At 65.1% G+C, this 18,427-nt stretch carries 14 protein-coding genes and 1 pseudogene; 8 read left to right on the top strand and 7 right to left on the bottom strand.

Translation table 11 applies throughout. The annotated features are described in order from the left end of the window. Positions 1 to 3: 3 nt before the first annotated feature. From AC1DNF_RS25855 to AC1DNF_RS25840, 4 genes are read right to left on the bottom strand one after another with little or no spacing between them, the layout of a single operon-like run. Complete coding sequence (locus AC1DNF_RS25855) at positions 4 to 1,443, bottom strand: aldehyde dehydrogenase family protein (RefSeq protein WP_478151505.1); 1,440 nt, start codon at positions 1,441 to 1,443, stop codon at positions 4 to 6. A 6-nt stretch (positions 1,444 to 1,449) separates the two neighbouring features. Further along, positions 1,450 to 2,244: an enoyl-CoA hydratase/isomerase family protein gene (locus AC1DNF_RS25850; RefSeq protein WP_478151504.1), complete on the bottom strand. Its 795-nt coding sequence runs from the start codon at positions 2,242 to 2,244 to the stop codon at positions 1,450 to 1,452. Beyond that, a complete protein-coding gene (locus tag AC1DNF_RS25845) occupies positions 2,231 to 4,357 on the bottom strand; it encodes an acetate--CoA ligase family protein (protein WP_478151503.1) in 2,127 nt (708 codons plus the stop codon). The genes AC1DNF_RS25850 and AC1DNF_RS25845 overlap by 14 nt, the downstream gene beginning before the upstream one ends. 8 nt (positions 4,358 to 4,365) lie before the next feature. Further along, the gene (locus tag AC1DNF_RS25840) at positions 4,366 to 5,316 is read right to left on the bottom strand and encodes a tripartite tricarboxylate transporter substrate binding protein (protein ID WP_478151526.1); all 951 of its coding nucleotides are present in this window, start codon (positions 5,314 to 5,316) and stop codon (positions 4,366 to 4,368) included. 129 nt (positions 5,317 to 5,445) lie between these two features. Between AC1DNF_RS25840 and AC1DNF_RS25835 the strand changes: the two genes are divergently transcribed. Together AC1DNF_RS25835 and AC1DNF_RS25830 are read left to right on the top strand one after the other, a co-directional pair. Further along, positions 5,446 to 6,348, top strand: coding sequence for a LysR family transcriptional regulator (locus AC1DNF_RS25835; protein WP_478151502.1), 903 nt, complete (start codon positions 5,446 to 5,448; stop codon positions 6,346 to 6,348). A gap of 516 nt (positions 6,349 to 6,864) precedes the next feature. Beyond that, a complete protein-coding gene (locus AC1DNF_RS25830; protein ID WP_478151501.1) occupies positions 6,865 to 7,947 on the top strand; it encodes an IS630 family transposase in 1,083 nt (360 codons plus the stop codon). Between the two features lie 35 nt (positions 7,948 to 7,982). On the opposite strand, the gene AC1DNF_RS25825 is transcribed toward AC1DNF_RS25830, so the two are convergent. After that, on the bottom strand, positions 7,983 to 8,846 hold the full coding sequence (locus tag AC1DNF_RS25825; RefSeq protein WP_478151500.1) for an NmrA family NAD(P)-binding protein: 864 nt from the start codon (positions 8,844 to 8,846) through the stop codon (positions 7,983 to 7,985). Positions 8,847 to 9,093: 247 nt separating this feature from the next. Next, positions 9,094 to 10,662, bottom strand: a complete 1,569-nt coding sequence (locus AC1DNF_RS25820) for an amidase family protein (protein ID WP_478151499.1) — start codon at positions 10,660 to 10,662, stop codon at positions 9,094 to 9,096. A 371-nt stretch (positions 10,663 to 11,033) separates the two neighbouring features. Between AC1DNF_RS25820 and AC1DNF_RS25815 the strand changes: the two genes are divergently transcribed. Both AC1DNF_RS25815 and AC1DNF_RS25810 read left to right on the top strand, forming a co-directional pair. Continuing rightward, entirely contained in the window at positions 11,034 to 11,981 is a 948-nt protein-coding gene (locus AC1DNF_RS25815; protein ID WP_478151498.1) for a helix-turn-helix domain-containing protein, read from the top strand. Between the two features lie 315 nt (positions 11,982 to 12,296). After that, a pseudogene (locus AC1DNF_RS25810) lies at positions 12,297 to 12,947 on the top strand (IS6 family transposase); the annotation flags it as partial. A gap of 169 nt (positions 12,948 to 13,116) precedes the next feature. Here AC1DNF_RS25810 and AC1DNF_RS25805 read toward each other — a convergent pair. After that, entirely contained in the window at positions 13,117 to 13,998 is an 882-nt protein-coding gene (locus tag AC1DNF_RS25805; RefSeq protein WP_478151497.1) for a LysR family transcriptional regulator, read from the bottom strand. 123 nt (positions 13,999 to 14,121) lie between these two features. On the opposite strand from AC1DNF_RS25805, the gene AC1DNF_RS25800 reads away from it, so the two are divergent. From AC1DNF_RS25800 to AC1DNF_RS25785, 4 genes are read left to right on the top strand one after another with little or no spacing between them, the layout of a single operon-like run. Then, entirely contained in the window at positions 14,122 to 15,549 is a 1,428-nt protein-coding gene (locus AC1DNF_RS25800; protein WP_478151496.1) for an amidase, read from the top strand. A gap of 3 nt (positions 15,550 to 15,552) precedes the next feature. After that, on the top strand, positions 15,553 to 16,548 hold the full coding sequence (locus AC1DNF_RS25795) for a tripartite tricarboxylate transporter substrate-binding protein (RefSeq protein WP_478151495.1): 996 nt from the start codon (positions 15,553 to 15,555) through the stop codon (positions 16,546 to 16,548). Between the two features lie 34 nt (positions 16,549 to 16,582). After that, the gene (locus AC1DNF_RS25790; RefSeq protein ID WP_478151494.1) at positions 16,583 to 17,611 is read left to right on the top strand and encodes a Bug family tripartite tricarboxylate transporter substrate binding protein; all 1,029 of its coding nucleotides are present in this window, start codon (positions 16,583 to 16,585) and stop codon (positions 17,609 to 17,611) included. 44 nt (positions 17,612 to 17,655) lie between these two features. Then, positions 17,656 to 18,405 carry a class II aldolase/adducin family protein gene (locus AC1DNF_RS25785; protein ID WP_478151493.1) on the top strand — a complete coding sequence of 250 codons (750 nt, stop codon included), beginning with the start codon at positions 17,656 to 17,658 and terminating at the stop codon, positions 18,403 to 18,405. Positions 18,406 to 18,427 lie beyond the last annotated feature (22 nt).

Below are 18,427 nucleotides of genomic sequence, written 5' to 3'. Positions count from 1 at the left end.
GGTTCAGTGGAGGGCGTTCTCGATGAATGCGGCGGGCAACTGGATGGACACGGGTTCGACGAACTCTTCGATGCCATAGCGTCCGTTCTCGCGCCCGATGCCTGATTTCTTGAAGCCCCCGAAAGGCGCCGCGGGGTTGAAGGGCGCGCCGTTGATGTCGACCTGACCGGCGCGCAGCCGGCGTGCGACGGCGAGCGTTGCTGCGTCGACCGGCCCCCATACGGCGGCTGCGAGGCCGTAGTCGGTGCCGTTGGCCAGGGCGATGCCCTCCTCCACCTCGTCGTAGCCGATCAGGACCAGCACCGGACCGAAGACCTCGTCACGTGCCACCGGCATTTCGGGCGTCACGTCGGCCAGCACGGTGGGCGCCACGAAATGGCCGTGCGAAGGCAATTCGACGGGGCTCCCGAGCTTGCGTGCGCCAGCGTCCAAAGCCTGCGCGATCAGCCCTTCGACCTTCTGCTGCTGCGCCTTGGAGATCAGCGGCCCGAGCCGTGTCGCGGCATCGGCCGGGTCGCCCATGCGGTAGGTGGGCAGGAGGTCGACGGCCGCCGCTTCGGCAGCGGCCAGCAAGGACCGTGGCACCAGCAGCCTTGTCGTTGCCGAACAGGTCTGGCCCGAATTGAGCATGCAGCCCGCCAGCGTGGTCTTGACTGCGGCCGCCAGATCCGCACCGGGGAGCACCAGTGCCGCCGACTTTCCACCGAGTTCGAGCGCCAGTCGCTTGATGCCTTCGCCGGCGATGGCCGCGATGTGGCGTCCCGCGCGGGTGGAGCCGGTGAACGACACCATGTCCACATCGGGATGCCGCACCAGTGCCTCGCCGACGTCCGGTCCGCTGCCGTGGACGAGGTTGAACACGCCTGCCGGTAATCCGGCCCGGAGTACTGCCTCGGCGAGAAGGAAGGCGCTGGTCGGAGCCAGTTCTGAAGGCTTGAGCACGACCGTGCAACCGGCCAGCAGCGCGGGAGCAATCTTTCCGGTGATCTGGTGCAGGGGATAGTTCCAGGGGGTGATGCAGGCCACGACGCCGGTCGGCACTTGCTGCACGAGCGAATGGCCGACGCGCGAATCCCATTCGAAATCGGCGGCGAGCTCCGCGTACATGTCCCATGCGGCGAGGGGCGCGCCGACCTGGATGCGCGCGGCCAGCTTGCGCGGCATGCCGACTTCCCGCGAGATGGCGGTGGCCAGCGCGTCGGCCTGTTCACGCAGCGCTGCGGCGATCCGGCGTACGGCGGCGATACGCTCGGCGGGAGGCGTGGCGGCCCAGCCTGCAAAGGCGCAACGAGCGGCTGTCACCGCGGCATCGACGTCGGCCGCCGAGGCGGTGCGATAGAAAGCGAATGCTTCCTCGGTGAAGCTGTCCGTGACCGGCAGGTCCTCCGCGCCGTGCGCGGGAGACATGGCGCCACCGATGAAGATCTGGTTAAAACGGGTCATCTGGGGTCAATCCTTGGAGGGGTTCGAAGTCTTCGGGGCGTCGCGTCTGGCCAGAAACTCGCGCATGACCCGCTGGGGTTCTCCAGTGGAATAGCACTCGAGCTGGTAGCGGATTCCTGCGCTGCAGGCGTCGTCGAAGCCCGCTTGGGTGAGTTCGCGAAAGCGTTGCTTGGTGGTGCGCAGCGCCGCACCGGGAAGGACGGCCAGGGCGCGCGCACGCTCGAGCGCCCGCGGCAGTACCTGTTCGGGAGCGACCAGGTCGTTGACCAGCCCCAGCGCATGCGCGCGTTCGCCGGTGATCAGTTCGCCGGTGAGCGAAAGTTGCTGGTTGAGCGAATGGCCGATCTGCAGCGACATCAGGTAGGAGCCCACGATGCTGGCAAGCCCGGCCTTGACTTCGGGCTGCCCCATCCGCATCGTCGGATGTGCCACGCGCAGGTCGCACATCAGAGCCATCTGGAAGCCCGCGCCGACCGCGGTGCCGTTGAGTGCGGCGACGATCGGCTTGGACACGTCGCGCACGGCCTGGTACAACGCGTGCTGGCGGTTGAGCCAGTCAGCCACGGTGTCGGTGTCGATCGTTGCCGACTCGTCCAGGTCCTGTCCGCCGCAGAAAGCGCGCTCGCCGCTGCCGGTCAGCACGATCGCCTGGACCGCTGGATCGGCGTCGAGGGCCGGCAGTTGCTCGCCGAGGGCGGCGCGCAGGTCTGCATTCACTGCGTTCATCACGGCAGGCCGGTTGAGCCGAACCACGGCCATGCCGTCTTCAACAGCGACCTGCACGGTGTCAGCGCGCTGCATGCGACGCTCCTTGGCGTTCGACGACGGCGTCGACTGCCCACCCGCCTTGGCCCGCGTCACCGACGATCAGTGGGTTGAGGTCGATCGACGCGATGTCGAAGGGATGCGCCGCCGCGAGCGCGCCGAGCGCCACCGCAGTGCGCGCAACCACGCCGAGGTCGATGGGCGCTTCGCCTCGGACGCCGGCGAGGATCGGCGCGATGCGCAACTGGGCGAGCTTGGCAATCACGTCCGCTTCGGAGAAGGGGTGGAGCAGCACCACCAAGTCGCGCAGGGCTTCGACGTACTTGCCGCCATCGCTGACCATCACCACGGCTCCGAACAGCGGGTCCTGGCGCACGCCGAGTGCGAATTCGCGGCGCCCGCGTACCCTTTGCGCGACGATGACGCCGTCCAAGGGCAGACCCATCGCGGCGACGCGTTCGGCGCACGCGGTCCAGGCGTCTCGAACCTGGTCCGCGGACTGCACGTCAACGAAGACTAGGCCATGCTCCGACTTGTGGGGAATCCGCGCAGAACACGCCTTGACCACGACCTGCGGCCCCAGGGCCTGCCACGCGCCCATCGCCTCGTCCGCACTTCGGCACAGGCGGTAGGGGACCGTGGGGATGCCGAAGGCACCCAGCAAGGCGAGGCTGTCCGCCTCGCTCAGCAGCGGGGCATCGCCGTCCGGCAGGAGATGCGCAACCCGTGAAGGCGCCCGCAGCGCGTGGCGCGCGGCCGACTGCTGCATCAGCAGTCCGTGCCGGCTCCACTGGTGCAGCGCGTTGATGGCGTCCGTCTCGTGGGAGAACGCCGGAACACCGGCATCGCGGAAGGCCTGCCGCACCGAGGCCTGGGGCGCGGACACCACGGTCGGCTTGTTGCGCGCTGCGGCGAAGCGCGCGGTGTCGCGCGCCATACCTGGCACGTCGTAGCCTTCTCCGGCGACAGGCACGCCGATCAGGAACATGTCGGCCTGCGGGTCGGCTGCCAGGGCGCCCAGCGTGTCGGCGTACATGCCGCCCTGCGTCATAAGCGAGGCCGTGAGGTCAACGGGATTCTGGGCCGTCGCAAAGCTCGGCATGATGTCGGCGAGGGCATCGATGACGGGTTTGCCGAGTTCGGCCAGCGGCAGTCCGAGCGTTGCGGCTGCATCGGCGCAGAGGACGCCGACGGCGCCGCTGTGGCTCATGACGACCAGGCGTTCTGCGGCTCTGGGCGGCGTGGCGAGATAGAGCTCGACGGCGTTGACCAGCCCGTGCACGTCGTTGGCACGCCAGATCCCATGGCGCTCGAAAAAGGCGTCGACCACGACGTCGTCGTTCACGATGGCGCCGGTGTGCGAGGCGGCCGCCTTGGCGCCGCGCGCGCTGCGGCCCGACTTGAGCGCGATCACCGCGGCACCGCGCGCCGAAGCGAGCCGTGCGACCTCCGCGAGCATGACGGGATCGCTCAGGGACTCGATGTACATCAGGACGACGCGGATCCCGGGATCCGCCGCCGCCGTCAGCGCCAGCTCGCACACCGAGGCGTCGGCGTCGTTGCCCGATGCGACCAGGTAGCGCACGCCGACGCCGCGCTCACGCAGCATCGCGTACGGCATCACGCTGGCCGCGCCGCTCTGGCTCACGATGGCCACCGGGCCGTCCTCGGGCTCGACTTCCATGAACATGGTGCTGAAGTTCATCACCGCGCCGGTCTGGAAGTTGGCCACGCCTTGCGCGTTCGGCCCGATCAGGCGAATGCCGAGAGGCCGTGCCTGCGCCACCAGTTCCTGCTGGCGCGCGAGGCCCTCGGTGCCAGTTTCGCCGAAGCCCGAACTCATGACGATGGCGGCGCCGATGCCGCGCGCTGCGCACTGGTCGATCACGCTGGCGACCGCATCCCGGCCGACCGCGATGATCGCGACGTCGGGCGCCTCCGGCGTCGCCCCGAGCGAAGGGTAGGCAGCCAGGCCTTGAACCGTCGCGCGCTTGGGATTGATCGGGTAGACCGTGCCCTGGAACCCGAATCGTCGAAGGTAGTGCAGGGGGCGCCCACCGACCTTGTTGCGGTCTTCTGTCGCGCCGACGACGGCGATGCGTCGAGGCGCGAAAGCGCGTTGTAGCCGGGGATCTAGGAGGTCCTTCATGGTGCCGCTCAGTCGAGGCTGGCGCCGGAGGCTTTCACCACAGGCGCCCACTTAGCGGTGTCGCTCTTGATGAGCGCGGCGAATTCGGCCGGCGTAGTCGTGCGGGCATCGGCGCCGTCGGCCTCCATGCGCTTCTTCATCTCGTCGGTGGCCATGACCGCGACCATTTCTCGGTTCAGACGCTCGACCACCGGAGCGGGTGTCCCCCTGGGCGCCAGCACGCCGTACCAGATCGTCACGTCGAAGCCCTTGAGGCCGGCTTCCTGGACGGTCGGCACGGTCGGCAGCAGCGGCGAGCGCTTCGGCCCGGTCACTGCCAGCGCGCGCACCTTGCCGGCGGCGATGTTTTGGGTCTGCTGCGCGATCGTGTCGAACATCATCGACAGCCGACCGCCCAGCAGGTCCACCATGGCCGGTGCGGAGCCCTTGTAGGGCACGTGCGTGATTTGGATGCTGGCAGTGCTGCGGAACAGTTCTCCCGAGAGATGATTCGAGCTCCCGTTGCCGGCCGAGCCGTAGGTCAGTTCACCCGGCCTGGCCTTGGCCAGCACGATCAGATCGGCCAGGTTCTTGGCGGGGGTGTCGGAGCTCGTGACGAGCACGTTCATCGTCGTGGCCATCAGGCTCACTGGCGCAAAGTCCTTCACCGGGTCGTAGCGCAGCTTGGCGTAGAGGCTCGGATTGATCGCCATCGTGCCGGTGGTACCAAAGAACAGCGTGTGGCCGTCGGCCGGGGCACGCGCCACGAGTTCGGCCGCGATGCCGCCGCCGGCGCCGCCGCGGTTGTCGATGATCACCTGCTGGCCGAGCCGATCGCCGAGCTTCTGGGCCAGCAGGCGCGCCATGGCATCGGTCGGACCCCCGGCGGGGAACGGAACGACCAGCGTGACGGCCTGCCTAGGATAGGCGGCTTCCTGGGCGTGGAGCAGGGGCGCGGCCAGCAGCGAGGCGGCCGCCATCGCGAACGCGATCGGGTGCTTGATCTTCAAGGTTGTCTCCTTTTGGGTGGGTGCAGCCCGAGGTTAGGCCGCGCTGTGATTTCCAGAAAGGGCAAGTTATGGATTTCTGCTTTCCATTAAAGTGAAGTCATGAAGCTCAAGCAACTGAACACCTTCCTGCTGGTGGCCGACATGAAATCGCTCTCGCGCGCGGCACTCGCCTCGGACATGGCGCAGTCTCTGGTAAGCCGGCAGATCGCCATGCTCGAAGCTGAGTGGGGACGGCGACTGTTCGACCGCACCGGTCGCGGCATGGCGCTGTCCGACTTCGGCCGGCGTATCTATCCGGACGTCCAGCGCGTCGTCGAGCAGGTGCGCCATCTGGATTCCGCGGCGACCGAAGCGGCCGGCGTGCTGACCGGAACGGTGCACGTGGGCGTGTTGCCGTCCTTGTCGCGCCAGTTGCTGCCGATGTTGTTGGCCGACGTGCGCGAACGGGCGCCGGCCCTGCACCTGCACGTGATGGAGGGGTTCAGCGGCACGCTCGACGAGCAGCTCGCATCCGGTCGGCTCGACATGATCGTCGTAAACCGTTACGGCTCGTCGGCGCTGCGCGGCGAGGACGTGCTCGGCAAGGTCGAGACCTTCCTGATCGGCAAGACGGGCCGCCCGGAACTGCAAGCCAAGACCATTGCGTTTCGCGCCTTGGGCGGCCTCCCGCTGGTGTTGCCCGCGGCGCCGAACGGACTGCGCACCACGCTGGATGTGCTCTCGCGGCGCCACAGCGTCGCGCTGGACATCGTCATGGATGTCGATACGGCCACGGCAATGAAGGACGTCGCAGCGAGCGGGCACGCCTTCACGCTGTTGCCCATCACCGCGGTGACGCAGGAGATCGCGCTGGGCTTGCTGTCGGCCTGCCGCGTGACAAGCCCGGGCATCCGGCGGACGATCGCGCTGAGCCTGACGCGGCAACGGCCGCTGTCGGAAGGCGCCCGACTCGTCGCTTCGCGCGTTCGGCTGCTGGCTTCAGGGCTGCTTGCTGATATCTGACGCAGCGAGCTCGAAGACCTCCGGAGTGCTGGCGGTACGGGCTTATGGCCTCTACTTGCCGAACTGCAGCTTGCTGGATGACATCGAACCCGACGCCCAGCGACGCAGCAGTCGCTCTGAGCCTGTGGGTACGCTCGCGCGAAATTGGCCAGTTGGCGTCGAATGGCACCCAGCATGGCCCGTGAAGACTGCCCAGTCGCTTCGGCCTGGCCGAGGTACTGCATCACTGACGTGCGCGCCGGCAGGCTCGCGTACCAAGCCCGAAGGGCCGCCAGTTGCGAGGGGCCGGGGAAATCGGCCTTCCCAACGGACTGCCCTGCTCTGTTCATCCGAACATTCATGCGATCCAGTTTAGGCGACGAATATTGGAATATTGCTATCGTGATAAGAAGAGCCGCGGCGATGCTGCGGTGCCCTTCTTGGCCACACCCAGGGGCAAGGCAACTAGTGCGGTGCGCGTGAAGTAATAGAACTTAATTGCCCCGGCATACTCCAATCGCCCAGGAGGTTGGAGCGATGCGGGTTGCCAATACGATTGAGTTGGATGAGAACACCGAGCGGGAGCTTCGGGTACTGGCCAAGCGCCGGCGAGTGGAGGTTCGGCTTCAACAGCGCGCGCTCGTGGTCTTGCTGGCCGCCCAGGGCCTGCAGAACAAGGACATCGCTGTCGAGGCTGGTCTCGATCGCCGCCAAGTGGCACTGTGGCGTCAGCGCTTCCTGGACGGCGGCATTGATGCGCTTCGCAAGGACGCGCCGCGCACGGGCCGGCCGGCCACGGTCACGGCCGAAGTGGAGTCGCGGATCGTGCATGCCACACTGCACGACAAGCCGATCAACGCCACCCACTGGAGTACCCGCACGCTGGCCGAGCACCTGGGCCTGGGTGCCACGACCATCCGCCGTGTATGGCGCAGCAACGGCCTGAAGCCGCACCTGAGCCGTACCTTCAAGCTCTCGCGCGACCCGCGCTTTGAGGACAAGTTGCTGGACGTGGTGGGCTTGTACCTGAACCCGCCCGAGCATGCCCTGGTGCTCAGTTGCGACGAAAAGAGCCAGATCCAGGCGCTCAACCGCACGCAGCCGGGCCTGCCGATGAAGCGCGGGCGTGCCGGCACCGTCACCCACGATTACAAGCGCCATGGCACGACCACGTTGTTTGCGGCGCTCAACACGCTGGACGGCAGCGTGATCTCGATGTGCCAGCCGCGGCACCGCCACAGCGAGTGGCTCAAGTTCCTGCGCCTCATCGAGCGCAGCACGCCCAAGCACCTGAGCCTGCATCTGATCGTGGACAACTACGCCACGCACAGCCACCCCGACGTGCAAAAGTGGCTGGAGCGACACCCGCGCTTCGTCATGCACTTCACACCCACCAGCGCATCGTGGCTGAACATGGTCGAGCGCTTCTTCCGCGACATCACCGACAAGCGCATCAGGCGTGACAGCTTCACCAGCGTGGCAGAACTGGAACTGGCCATCGACCTTTACGTCGCCCATCACAACATCGAACCGAAGGCGTTCATCTGGACCGCACGCGCCTCCGACATTCTGGCCAAGGTCACGCGGGCCAAGGCTGCTCTCGCGGCCACTGCGGGATAAGTACAGAACAGAGTGGCGCACTGCACTAGCGAGGCCTATTCAAAGCGAGAGCGGTTCATCTCAATGAACTGTTCGACCGTCGTCAACGGGCGACCAGTGATTTCGGTCCCGTAGCTGTCTTGGCCGCGAAGCAGGCCTTCGCGTTGGTCTTCGCGCACGGCGTTGAAGTGCGAGATCATCGGGGCGTAGCCTTCGACGCCCAGCAGCTTCAGGAATGGGTCCACACCAACTTGTTCGAAGCGAATGTCCTTGCCCAGCGCCCTTCCCACGACTTGGGAAAGTTCGAAGTGGCTATATTCGACCGGGCCGTGCAGCGGGTAGGTTTGGCCAACATGTATCGTCGGGTTCGCGAGAATGCCGCCGACGACGTGCGCGATGTCGATGCCGGCCACCGGTGCAAAGCGGCTGTCTGCGTCAAATGGCGTGACGTAGCGGCCTTCTCGAATCAGATGTGACGTATAGAGCAGCCATTCGGCAAAGAAGGTCACACGCAGGTGTGTCACTGGAACGCCCGACCAGGCCAGGACCTGCTCGGACAGCCAATGATTCAGGGTTTGCTGGCTGCGCGCGTTGGGACGAGCTTGTTTTTGCGACATGTTGACTACATGGCCCACCTTCGCTTCGCGAGCGGCTTGAGCGAACACGGTGGTCACTTCGACCAGGCCGTCCGCCAGCGAATAGCAGAGGTAAGCGCCGTCCACGCCGTCGACGGCCGGACGGACTTCCTTCAGTCTAAGCATGTCGGCCACGATGACGTGGGCGCCGATATCACGCAGCTTTTGGGCGCGTTCGTCATCTCGACGAACAAGGGCACGCACCTCGTGGCCCTGCTCTCGCAAGAAGCGGACTGTATGCGCGCCGGTATCGCCGGCAGCAGCTGTCACTAGAAAGGTCTTCATCTAATCAAGCTCCAAAGGTTGAGGACGATCCCAGCCGAATTCATGCTGGCGTCGAAATGAGTGCCAGTCACCAGGCATGCCCACGCCCGGCGACGGTGTTGTCGCAACAGGTCCTTTGACCTGTTGAGGGAGACGGGCTGTGCTTGGCCTATCGGCGGCCAGGATGTCTCCAGAGGAATAGCCGTCGACATCGAAGAAGGAGCAGCGATGCACGCTCCGTCAGCGCTTTCGGATATGCGCCCTTACTTCAAATGGGTCCGGGCACGGTCGATACCGCGAGAATCCGCTCGACGCGACCCGCCACCAGCAGCAGTTTTCCATCGCCGCCCGCAGGCCCATCCATCTCAAGGCCCAAAGGCAACCCATCCGGCGACAATCCCATGGGGATACTGATGCCCGGCAGGCCGGCGCCGCTGGCTGGATAGGTGTTTCGTGACAGGAATCTGTAACTGCGTTCCTGGCCCGCCACAGGGAATTTCCACTGAGTCTCGATCGTGGGTGCCGCGCACGGCGTCGTCGGAAACAGCAGTGAATCGGCTCGCGCGAATGCGATGGCGCTGTAGCGGCGCTGCAGTGCGGGACGATGCGTTTGCATGACATCCCAGTAGGCTTCATCCGAGACGAAGTTGGGCGCGCCCGGAACGACGAATTGAGTCCAGGCGCCTTTGAAGCTCTTGCCCAATCCTTCGTAGATTTGCTCGAACGATACCGGGATGCCGTTTTCCGCGACGAATTCCCGCACGGCGGGCATCGTCTCGTGAAAGAAGATGGGCCAGGCGACGTGATCAGTGAGCTCATTGAAATCGGACCCAAGATCGATCTCGACAATGTCGGCGCCCGCGTCGACGAGCTTGCGCAAGCTCTCCCTGAATGCCGCCTCGACGGCCGGATCGACGCCGGCAAGATGTTGCCGGGGCGCATACGCAAACCGCAATCCCTTCAATCCGGCCGGGGTCTTCAGCCCGGGCGACGCGCTGCGGGTGACGACCGCGTCAAGCAGCAGACAGTCCGCGACGCTGCGAGCCAGCACTCCAGTCGTGTCGAGCGTGCCGGAGATCGGCGCGACGCCTTTCGAAGGCCAGCGCCCCGGCGTCGGCTTGAAGCCGACGACACCGCACAGTGAAGCCGGCACACGGATGGAGCCGACCGTGTCGCCGCCCAGTGCCGCGGGCACGATGCGCGCGGCAACCGACGCCCCCGCACCGCTCGAGGAGCCACCGGTGATGTGGTCGCGGTTGTAGGGATTCTTCACTTGACCATAGTGATCGTTGATGCCAGTCAGGCCGTAGGACATTTCGGCAAGATTGTTCTTGCCGAACACGATGCCGCCAGCGCCCTTCAGGGCCGCCACCACGGCGGCGTCGTGTTGCGGCTTGAAGTCCTTCAAAACGGAAGTGCCGAGGGTCGAAGCCAAGCCTTGGGTCAGGTAGCTGTCCTTCACACCGATCGGCAAACCCAGCAGCGGCGCCGAATGGCCCGCGGCGCGAGCCTTGTCCGCCGCTCTGGCCGCTTCCAGTACGCCGGCTCGGTCTATTGTGATGAAGGCATTCAGATCGGAGAGATTCGCAGCGCGATCGAGCAATTTGCTCACATAACTCTCGGACGTCATGGCACCCGTGCGAATCGCGGTTGCAGCCGATGACAGGTCCAGATCCTGCACGCCGCTGGCGGAAGCGGCGGCGGGCTGAGCACGAGCCAGACCGGCGCCCATCAGCGCCGCTGCGGCGGCGGCGCTCAACAGCTGGCGCCGACTGATCGACTCCCGGATGTCTGGTGCTTCGGAAGATTGTTCATTCGATGGATCATCTGTGGACATCAGGATTTCTGCCTTTCAGTTGGGGGTTGGCGAGACACGGCGATGTGTGGAACCAGCCTGCCGAAGACACACCTAGCTACTAGCTACTAGCTACTAGCTATGGCGTATTTGCCGCCTGGGGCTTCAGCAATGCATGGCATACCGGGTATGAGATAGACGCGCATACGTTATGCGTCCGTTCACCTGGTCGCTCGATCAAGACTGCCATTCAACCGACCCTCCGGGCCAATTCGCATACGGGCCTGATGGTCGGTGTCCGCTCGGCCGAAATGCCTTACGCCTACTCAGTGCACCCAGGCCTTGAGGCTCGGGCTCAGGTTTGCCTGCGTACAATAATCGGGACGACCCACAGGAGATCTGGAATGATGTCGATGGACAACACATCCGGCGTCGGCGCCGAAGGTGGATTCGATCTTTGGCATCTCGTGACATGCCGGAACTTCTCGCTCTCCGAGTGCAAGCCTGCGTCTACGCAGGAGTTCCGCGCGCAGATCGTCAGCCGCGTTTTCGGATCCCTTGGACTCAGCGCTGCATCATCCAGGGGCATCAGTTCAATCCGCATGACGCGCGGCCGGGCGCAGATCCGTAAGGACCCACGAGACCACTTCATGCTTTATCTGGTGTTGAACGGCCAGGTCGACATCGAGCAGGACGATCGGCAGGCGAGCGCCTTCGCGGGAGACATGTTTCTTTACGATCAGACGATGCCGTTCAGCATGAACTTCTACAGCAACAATCGTTCGGTTCTGGTGAATATTCCGCGACCGCTACTGGCTGCGCGACTGTCAGGTGCCAACCACTTCACCGGCCGACGCATTGGGGGCGATTCAAAGCTGGGCGCACTTGCCAGCTCCGTCATACGTCAAATTGTCGAGTTCGGCGCAACATCGCACTCCGCTGTCGAGGAGCGGCTAGTACATTCGACGATGGACATCGTCTCGACGGCGCTTGACGTCGAGCTGGGCGGCGAAGTGCAGGCCCGTTCGATGCGACATCGTCTTCTGCCTCAGGTGCAGAGATACATGCTTGAGCACCTTCACGAAGCAGGACTCGATATTGAGGCCATTGCGCGGGCGCAGAACATCGCGCCAAGAACGCTGAGCCGCATCTTTGTCATGGAAGGCACGACGCCGATGCGTTGGCTCTGGCGTCAGCGGCTGGCCGTTAGCCACAAGCTCCTGTCGGAAGGCCGCGTGGACAACGTGACGGACGCGGCCTTCAGTGTGGGCTTCAGCGACGTGTCGCATTTTGGCCGGGCCTTCAAGCGCGAGTTCGGGCGACTACCTCAAACGCTACGCCGCCCCAAGGTTCATGAGTGACACGGCGGGGGCGATCTCGGACGAACTGCGTGCCGGGACCCTGTCGTCCGGACAAGTTCGACGACGCGGTCACCCATGACGCCCGCGCGACGCAAGGTTGACAATGGTTCATCTTGGTAGGAGTTCTCGCGCAACGTCGCGTCGATCCTGCCGAGCATTGTCGAGAGCGCTGCCGCGATCTCAGGCGTGGCGCGATTCATGTGAAATTCGGGTCTTCAGCATGCTGTCGAGGCGGCTGCAATTGAACTGGACCGGGTTCTGGTGGAAACCGTGCATCGGGGTAGGCTACCTCTCTTGTGAATCACGCACAGGTTGATGGCGAAGAAGGTTCAGAGCGTGGACGATCTGTTCAAGTGCCATCACTTTGAGCGCGAAATCATCGTTCTATGCGTTCGCTGGTAATTGCGATTCAAGCTGAGCTTGTGCGACCTGTTGGAGATGATGACCGAGCGCGGCATTGCGCTGGCCCACACGACGATCATGCGCTGGGTGCAGCGCCTCGTGCCCGTGTTCGAGAAACGCTGGAATCGATTCGCTCGCAAGGCTGGGCACTCGTGGCGCGTCCACGAGACCTACGTGGAGATCCGCGGACGATGGACCTACCTGTACCGTGCCGTCGATCGAGAAGGCCAGACGGTCGATTTCCGCCTGAGTGCCGACCGCGACGTCAGAGCGGCCAAGGAGTTCTTTCGCAAGGCGCTGGCGACTCAAGGCCTTGTGCCTGTGAGCATCACGCTCGATGGCTACGCCGCCTCGCACCGCGCGGTGGGTGAGTTTTCCGCCCAGAACCCCAGACGGAAGGACACGCGGTTGCGATCGTCGAAATACCTGAATAACCAAGCCGAGCAGGACCATCGGAGCGTGAAGTCGCGCATCAAACCCATGCTCGGTTTCAAGCTCTTCGACCAAGCGGCGGTGACGATTGCCGGCGTGGAGTTGCTGCACCGCATCCGCAAGGGCCAGTTCAATCTCGGCCGGTTGCGCCTTCGAGGCCAAACTGCGCCTGCAATCTGGAAGTCGGTGCTTTCGGCCCGACCGGCGCAACGCATTCGCAAAGTCATCCGGCTGAGCGAAAAATTCGCACCAGAACCCTTCCGGCTGCTCTCCGTCTAGAAGGCCTGAGCCCGGCAGCCAATCAAGCCATCGCCGCGCGGGCGCATGCGATGAAGGGCTTGATCAGCGGGCTGTTCAGATCACGACGCCAGCAGACAGCGACGTCCATACCCTCCATCACGTCAAGCAGCGGCCTGAATGCCAATCCTGGCGGACTGCCGAGCGCCGCACAGGCCGGCACGATGGCGAATCCTTCGCCGGCCATGACCAGACCCAGGGCCGAGTGCACCGTCTCGACCCGATGGGTGACCTGCATCGTGACGTGATTCTTCCTGAGTAGGGACGCGACCAGCGAAGTGTCTGCGGCTTCCTCGAATGTCGGCAGGCCGATGAGCTTGCGGCCTTGGAGCTTCGACAGCGGCACGGCGGTCAGCCTGGCCAGGGGCGAGCGTGCCGGCATGGCCACGCGCAGCGCTTGCGTGCCCAGCAGGGCGGCGGCGACACCCTTGCGCGCGACGGGCGGCATGCACAGCCCCACCGTGACCTTCAGGTCGGCGATCAAGGCCTCGTGGGTTGCCGCACTCATCTCGACGAACTGGAGGTCCACGTCCGGCATGACGCGCCGGAGCTCGGGCACCAGCCGCGGCAGGACCGCATAGCCGAGCGCGAACATGTAGCCCACCGTCAACCGGCCGCGGCGTCCGGCGGCGACGGCACGGGCCGCTTCGAAGCCTTCGTGCGCGAGCGTCAGCGCTTCCCTGGCGCGCGACAGCAGTGCACCGCCGGCATCGGTCAGCTGCATGCCGCCGGGCTCGCGCCGGAACAACGGCGTGCCCAGCTGAGCCTCCAGATTGCGTATCTGGACCGACAGCGGCGGCTGCGCCATGTGTAGGCGCAGCGCAGCCTTTCCAACGCTGCGGGCTTCGGCCACCGCGACGAAATAACGCAGGCTTCTTAGATCCATAGACCCATACTAATTTCGTATGGCTTTGTTGTAAACGAGTATTGGACCAGACCTTGCTCGTGCGCCAAGCTGTCGTCCAGGCAGATCAAAAGCGAACTGCCGCAGACCGAAGGATGACTGCACATGAGTGAAGAGCTGTGTTTCATGTCCGCGACCGCATTGCGGGAGAAGATCGCCCACCGCGATCTGTCGCCGGTGGAGATCACACGGGCCGTGCTCGACCGTGCCGAGCGGCTCCAGCCCGAGCTCAACTGCTTCATCACTCTCTGCCGCGATCGGGCCATGCAGGAGGCGCGCGCCGCCGAGCAGGCCGTCATGCGCGGCGCTGCCCCGGGCCTGCTGCACGGCATTCCGTTCACGTGCAAGGATCTTGTCAACACGGAAGGCGTGCGCACCACCTTCGGCTCCAGGCTGTTTGAACACAACGTGCCTGGCGAGGATGCGGAAGCCGTTGCGCGGCTGCGCCGCCAGGGTGCCATCCTGATCGGCAAGACCACCACGTCCGAGTTCGGCGCGAAGTGCCTCACCGACGCCCCGCTGTTCGGACGCACGCGCAATGCTTGGAGTCCGCACCACACCAGCGGAGGTTCAAGCGGCGGTGCGGCCGTCGCCGTGGCGGCCAGCATTGCGCCGATCGCCGTGGCGACGGACGGCGGAGGCTCGACACGCATCCCGGCCTCCTGCAACGGCGTGGTCGGCCTGAAGCAGAGCAGCGGCATCGTGCCCCACAGTCAGGTCGAGGATGTGTTCGGAAACCTGACCTATGTGACGCCGATGACGCGGAACGTCGGCGACACGGCGTTGATGCTGCAGGCCATGGGTGGCGAGGACGCCTCCGACCCGTGGTCGATCGATACCGCCGTTCCGGACTACGAGAGCGCAGCGCAGGCGCGCGGCGACTTGCGCGGCAAGCGGATCCTGTTTTGCGCCGCGCCCGAAGGCCGCCCCATCGCAGCCGAGGTTGCCGCAGCATTCGAAGCATCTCTCGTGCATTTGCGGGCGCTGGGCGCAGAGCTGATCGAGATGCCGGGCACGCATTTCAACATCGAGCCTCTGTGGCGCACCATCAACCACACCGTCTGGCGCGCCCGGTTCAGCGAGATGACACGGCAGCATCCGGACCAGCTCAGCCCTTCTCTGCTGCAGCAGATGGCGCTGGCCAGCGAGGTCAGCGGGGCCGACTACCAACGGGCGATGTTCGATCGCACGCTGCTGTTTCGCCATGTCCAGACCCTGCTGCGGGACAACGACTTCATCGCCATGCCGACCCTTTCGCGCACCGCACTGCCGATCGAACAGGACTTGTTCGGTGCCATCGACATCGACGGCGAGGTCCTGCCCGAGGTTCGCGCCAACTGGTTTCCCTGGACCATGCCGTTCAACCTCACGGGGCATCCTGCGATCAGCTTGCCTTGCGGCTTCGGTTCGGGCGGATTGCCGATCGGCATCCAGTTGGTCGGCCGTTTCAAACGGGACAGCGACCTGCTGCGCCTGGCGTGCTTGCTGGAGGCCTCGCAAGGGCTTCTGTCTCATCGGCCCGAGCTGGGGTGATGCATGACCCATCGACTTGCAGGAATTCTGAGGGTGTCTCTGGCGGCGCTGGTCGTGGCGGGCACCGCCACCACGTCACCGGTCCGCGCGCAAGCGTCCACCGCGGCACCCGTCAAGCTGGTGATTGGGTTCCCACCCGGCGGTGCGTTGGATGTGCTTGCGCGCGCCGTTGCGGAGCAGCTGCGGCTGGCCACGGGCGAGCCGGTCATTGTCGAGAACAAGCCTGGTGCTTCGACGCGGATCGCCATCGAGACCGTCAAGCGGGCCAGTCCCGATGGCAAGACCATCCTGCTGGCATCCAGTGCGCCCTTCGTGCTGTTCCCGATGACCGACAAACGCCTGAGTTACGACCTGGACCGCGACTTCATTCCGGTCGCTCTTCTGGCGGACGTTCCGACGGTGGTCGCCTGCGGCGCGGCCCAGCCCTATCGGACGCTGCCGCAGTATGTGGCTTGGGTCCGCCAGCATCCCGACCAAGGCGGCTTCGGCCTGACCTCGCTGGGCGGCGCCTTGCATTTCGCCGTGCTGGGCATGTCCAAGGCGATCGGCGTGCCGCTGAATGCCGTGGCCTACAAGGGAGGCGCGCCGCTGGCCACCGACATCATCGGCGGCCACGTGCCCATCGGCACGGACGCGTTGGCGAGTCAGCTGGAGCTACATCGATCCGGCCAGCTTCGCATCCTGGGTGTGTCGGGCCTGCGGCGCAACAGCGCACTGCCGGACGTCCCCACGCTCAAGGAGTCCGGTATCGATGCGTTCGACCACGCCAATGCCTCGTACAGCGCCTACGTGCCTGCCGGCACGCCGCCCGATGTGGTGGCGCATCTCGAGCGCGCTCTGATCGCAGCGGTCCATCGGCCGCAGGTCCTGGCGCAGCTCGCACGCATCGGACTCGACGCGACCGGACTGCCCGGCGCCGAGCTCACCAGGATGATCCAGGCCGAACGCGTTTTCTGGCGCCCGGTCGTGCAGGCGTCGGGCTTCAAGAATGATGACTGATCGATTCGCAATCCCACTCCGAAGGAGACGCGCCATGCTGAACCTGTCCGTTCCCATTCCATCGACGAAACGCAGACGCAGGATTGCGCAAGCGGTCCTTGTCTGCAGCGCGGGCCTGTGGCTTTGCGCGACGGAGGCGGCCGCCGGGTCCTATCCGGAGCGGCCCGTCACGGTCGTGGTCGCCTTTCCTCCGGGCGGCATCGTGGACGTGATCGCTAGGCGGGTTACGCTGCGTCTCGCCGATCGATTCAAGCAGAGCTTCATCGTGGAGAACAAGACAGGCGCGGCCGGCAGCATCGGTTATTCGTTTGCCGCCCGTTCCGCCGCCGACGGCTATACGCTGGTCCTTGCGAGCGGACCGACGACCATGACACCGCCGAACGATGGTCCCTTGACCTGGGACCCATTGAAGAGCTTCAGCGCGGTCGGAATGATCGGCACCATCCCGCAAGCCATCGTGGTGAACAACGAAGTTCCCGCGCACACCTTGCAGGAGTTCGTCGCCTACGCGAGAACAAAGCACGGACAGGTCAACTACGGCTCGCCCGGCCTTGGCACCACGCCGTACTTCACGATGGAACTGTTCAAGCGCCAGCAGAAGGTGGACTTGACCCACGTCGCCTACCGTGGACAACCCGATGTGATGGTGGATCTCATGCGTGGCGATCTGGGCATCACGTCGGTGACGGCCCCGCTGGTGTTGCCGAATGTGCTGAGCGGCAAGATGCGGGCGCTGGCGGTGACTTCGAAGGCGCGTCTGGCGGCACTCCCCGATGTGCCTACCGTCTACGAGCAGGGCCTGGCCGATCTCGACATCTCCAACTGGTTCGCCTTGCTGGGCCCGGCCCATCTTCCGCCTGATGTGGTGGCGGCGCTGGCCAAGGCGTTGAACGACACGCTGGCCTCGCCGGAGACGCAGGCCAGCCTCGCCGAGGTCGGCCTGCTCGTGCAAACGGCGCCGCCCGTCGAGACGCTGGCATTCGTCAAGAGTGACCTCGCCAAATGGATCGCCATGTCGAAGGAGCTGGGCAGCGCTCAGGCTGCTTCCGGGAGGTCGAATTGAGCGCAGCGCACCCACCCCTTGGCATGGAGCCCGCTCCCACCGGTATGAGCACCGAGGAATGGCGGCTGCGATGCGAGCTCGCCGCCTGCTATCAATTGACCGATCTGTACGGCATGTCCGACCTGGCATCGACGCATATCTCGGTCAGCCTGCCGGGGCCGGGGCATCACTTCCTGGTCAATCCGCTGGGCGTTCTGTTCGACGAGATGAGTGCATCCTCGCTGCTGAAGGTAGACATTGACGGACGGGTGGTCGATGGCGACCCGTCGCTGCTCAATCCGGCTGGCTTCATCATCCACAGCGCGATCCACATGGCGCAGACTGATCTGGTCTGCGTCATGCATTCGCACACGCGGGCCAACAATGCGGTGGCGATGCAAGTCGAGGGTCTGCGTCCGCTGAGTCAGAAGGCGGTCGTGATGCTCGACTTTCTCGGCTACCACGACTATGAGGGCGCGGCGTTGGATGAAGACGAACGCGAACGGCTGGTACGCGACCTGGGTCCCGCTGGTCGGGTCCTGATCCTGCGCAACCACGGCGCTCTCACAGTGGGCCGCAGCGTCGGCGAGGCGTTCTGCTGGATGCATCGGCTGGAGACGGCGTGCAAATACCAGATCGATGGTCTGGCTGGCAATGCCACGCCGCATGAACTCTCGGAAGAAACCATTCGGCACACGCGCGCCCAGGGTCGCAAGATGCTGGGCGCTGGAGGCTTTCTGGAATGCGGCAAGGTCGAGTGGCCGGGCTTGCTTCGCAAGCTGGAGCGCGAACGCGGGGCCTCGTACCGCAGCTGAAGCGTGCGGCGCCTGCCGCCAT

The organism is Variovorax sp. 01T432 (assembly GCF_056398605.1).
The sequence above is the reverse complement of the archived record's forward strand: the minus strand, read 5'-3'. Positions and strand labels throughout refer to the sequence as shown.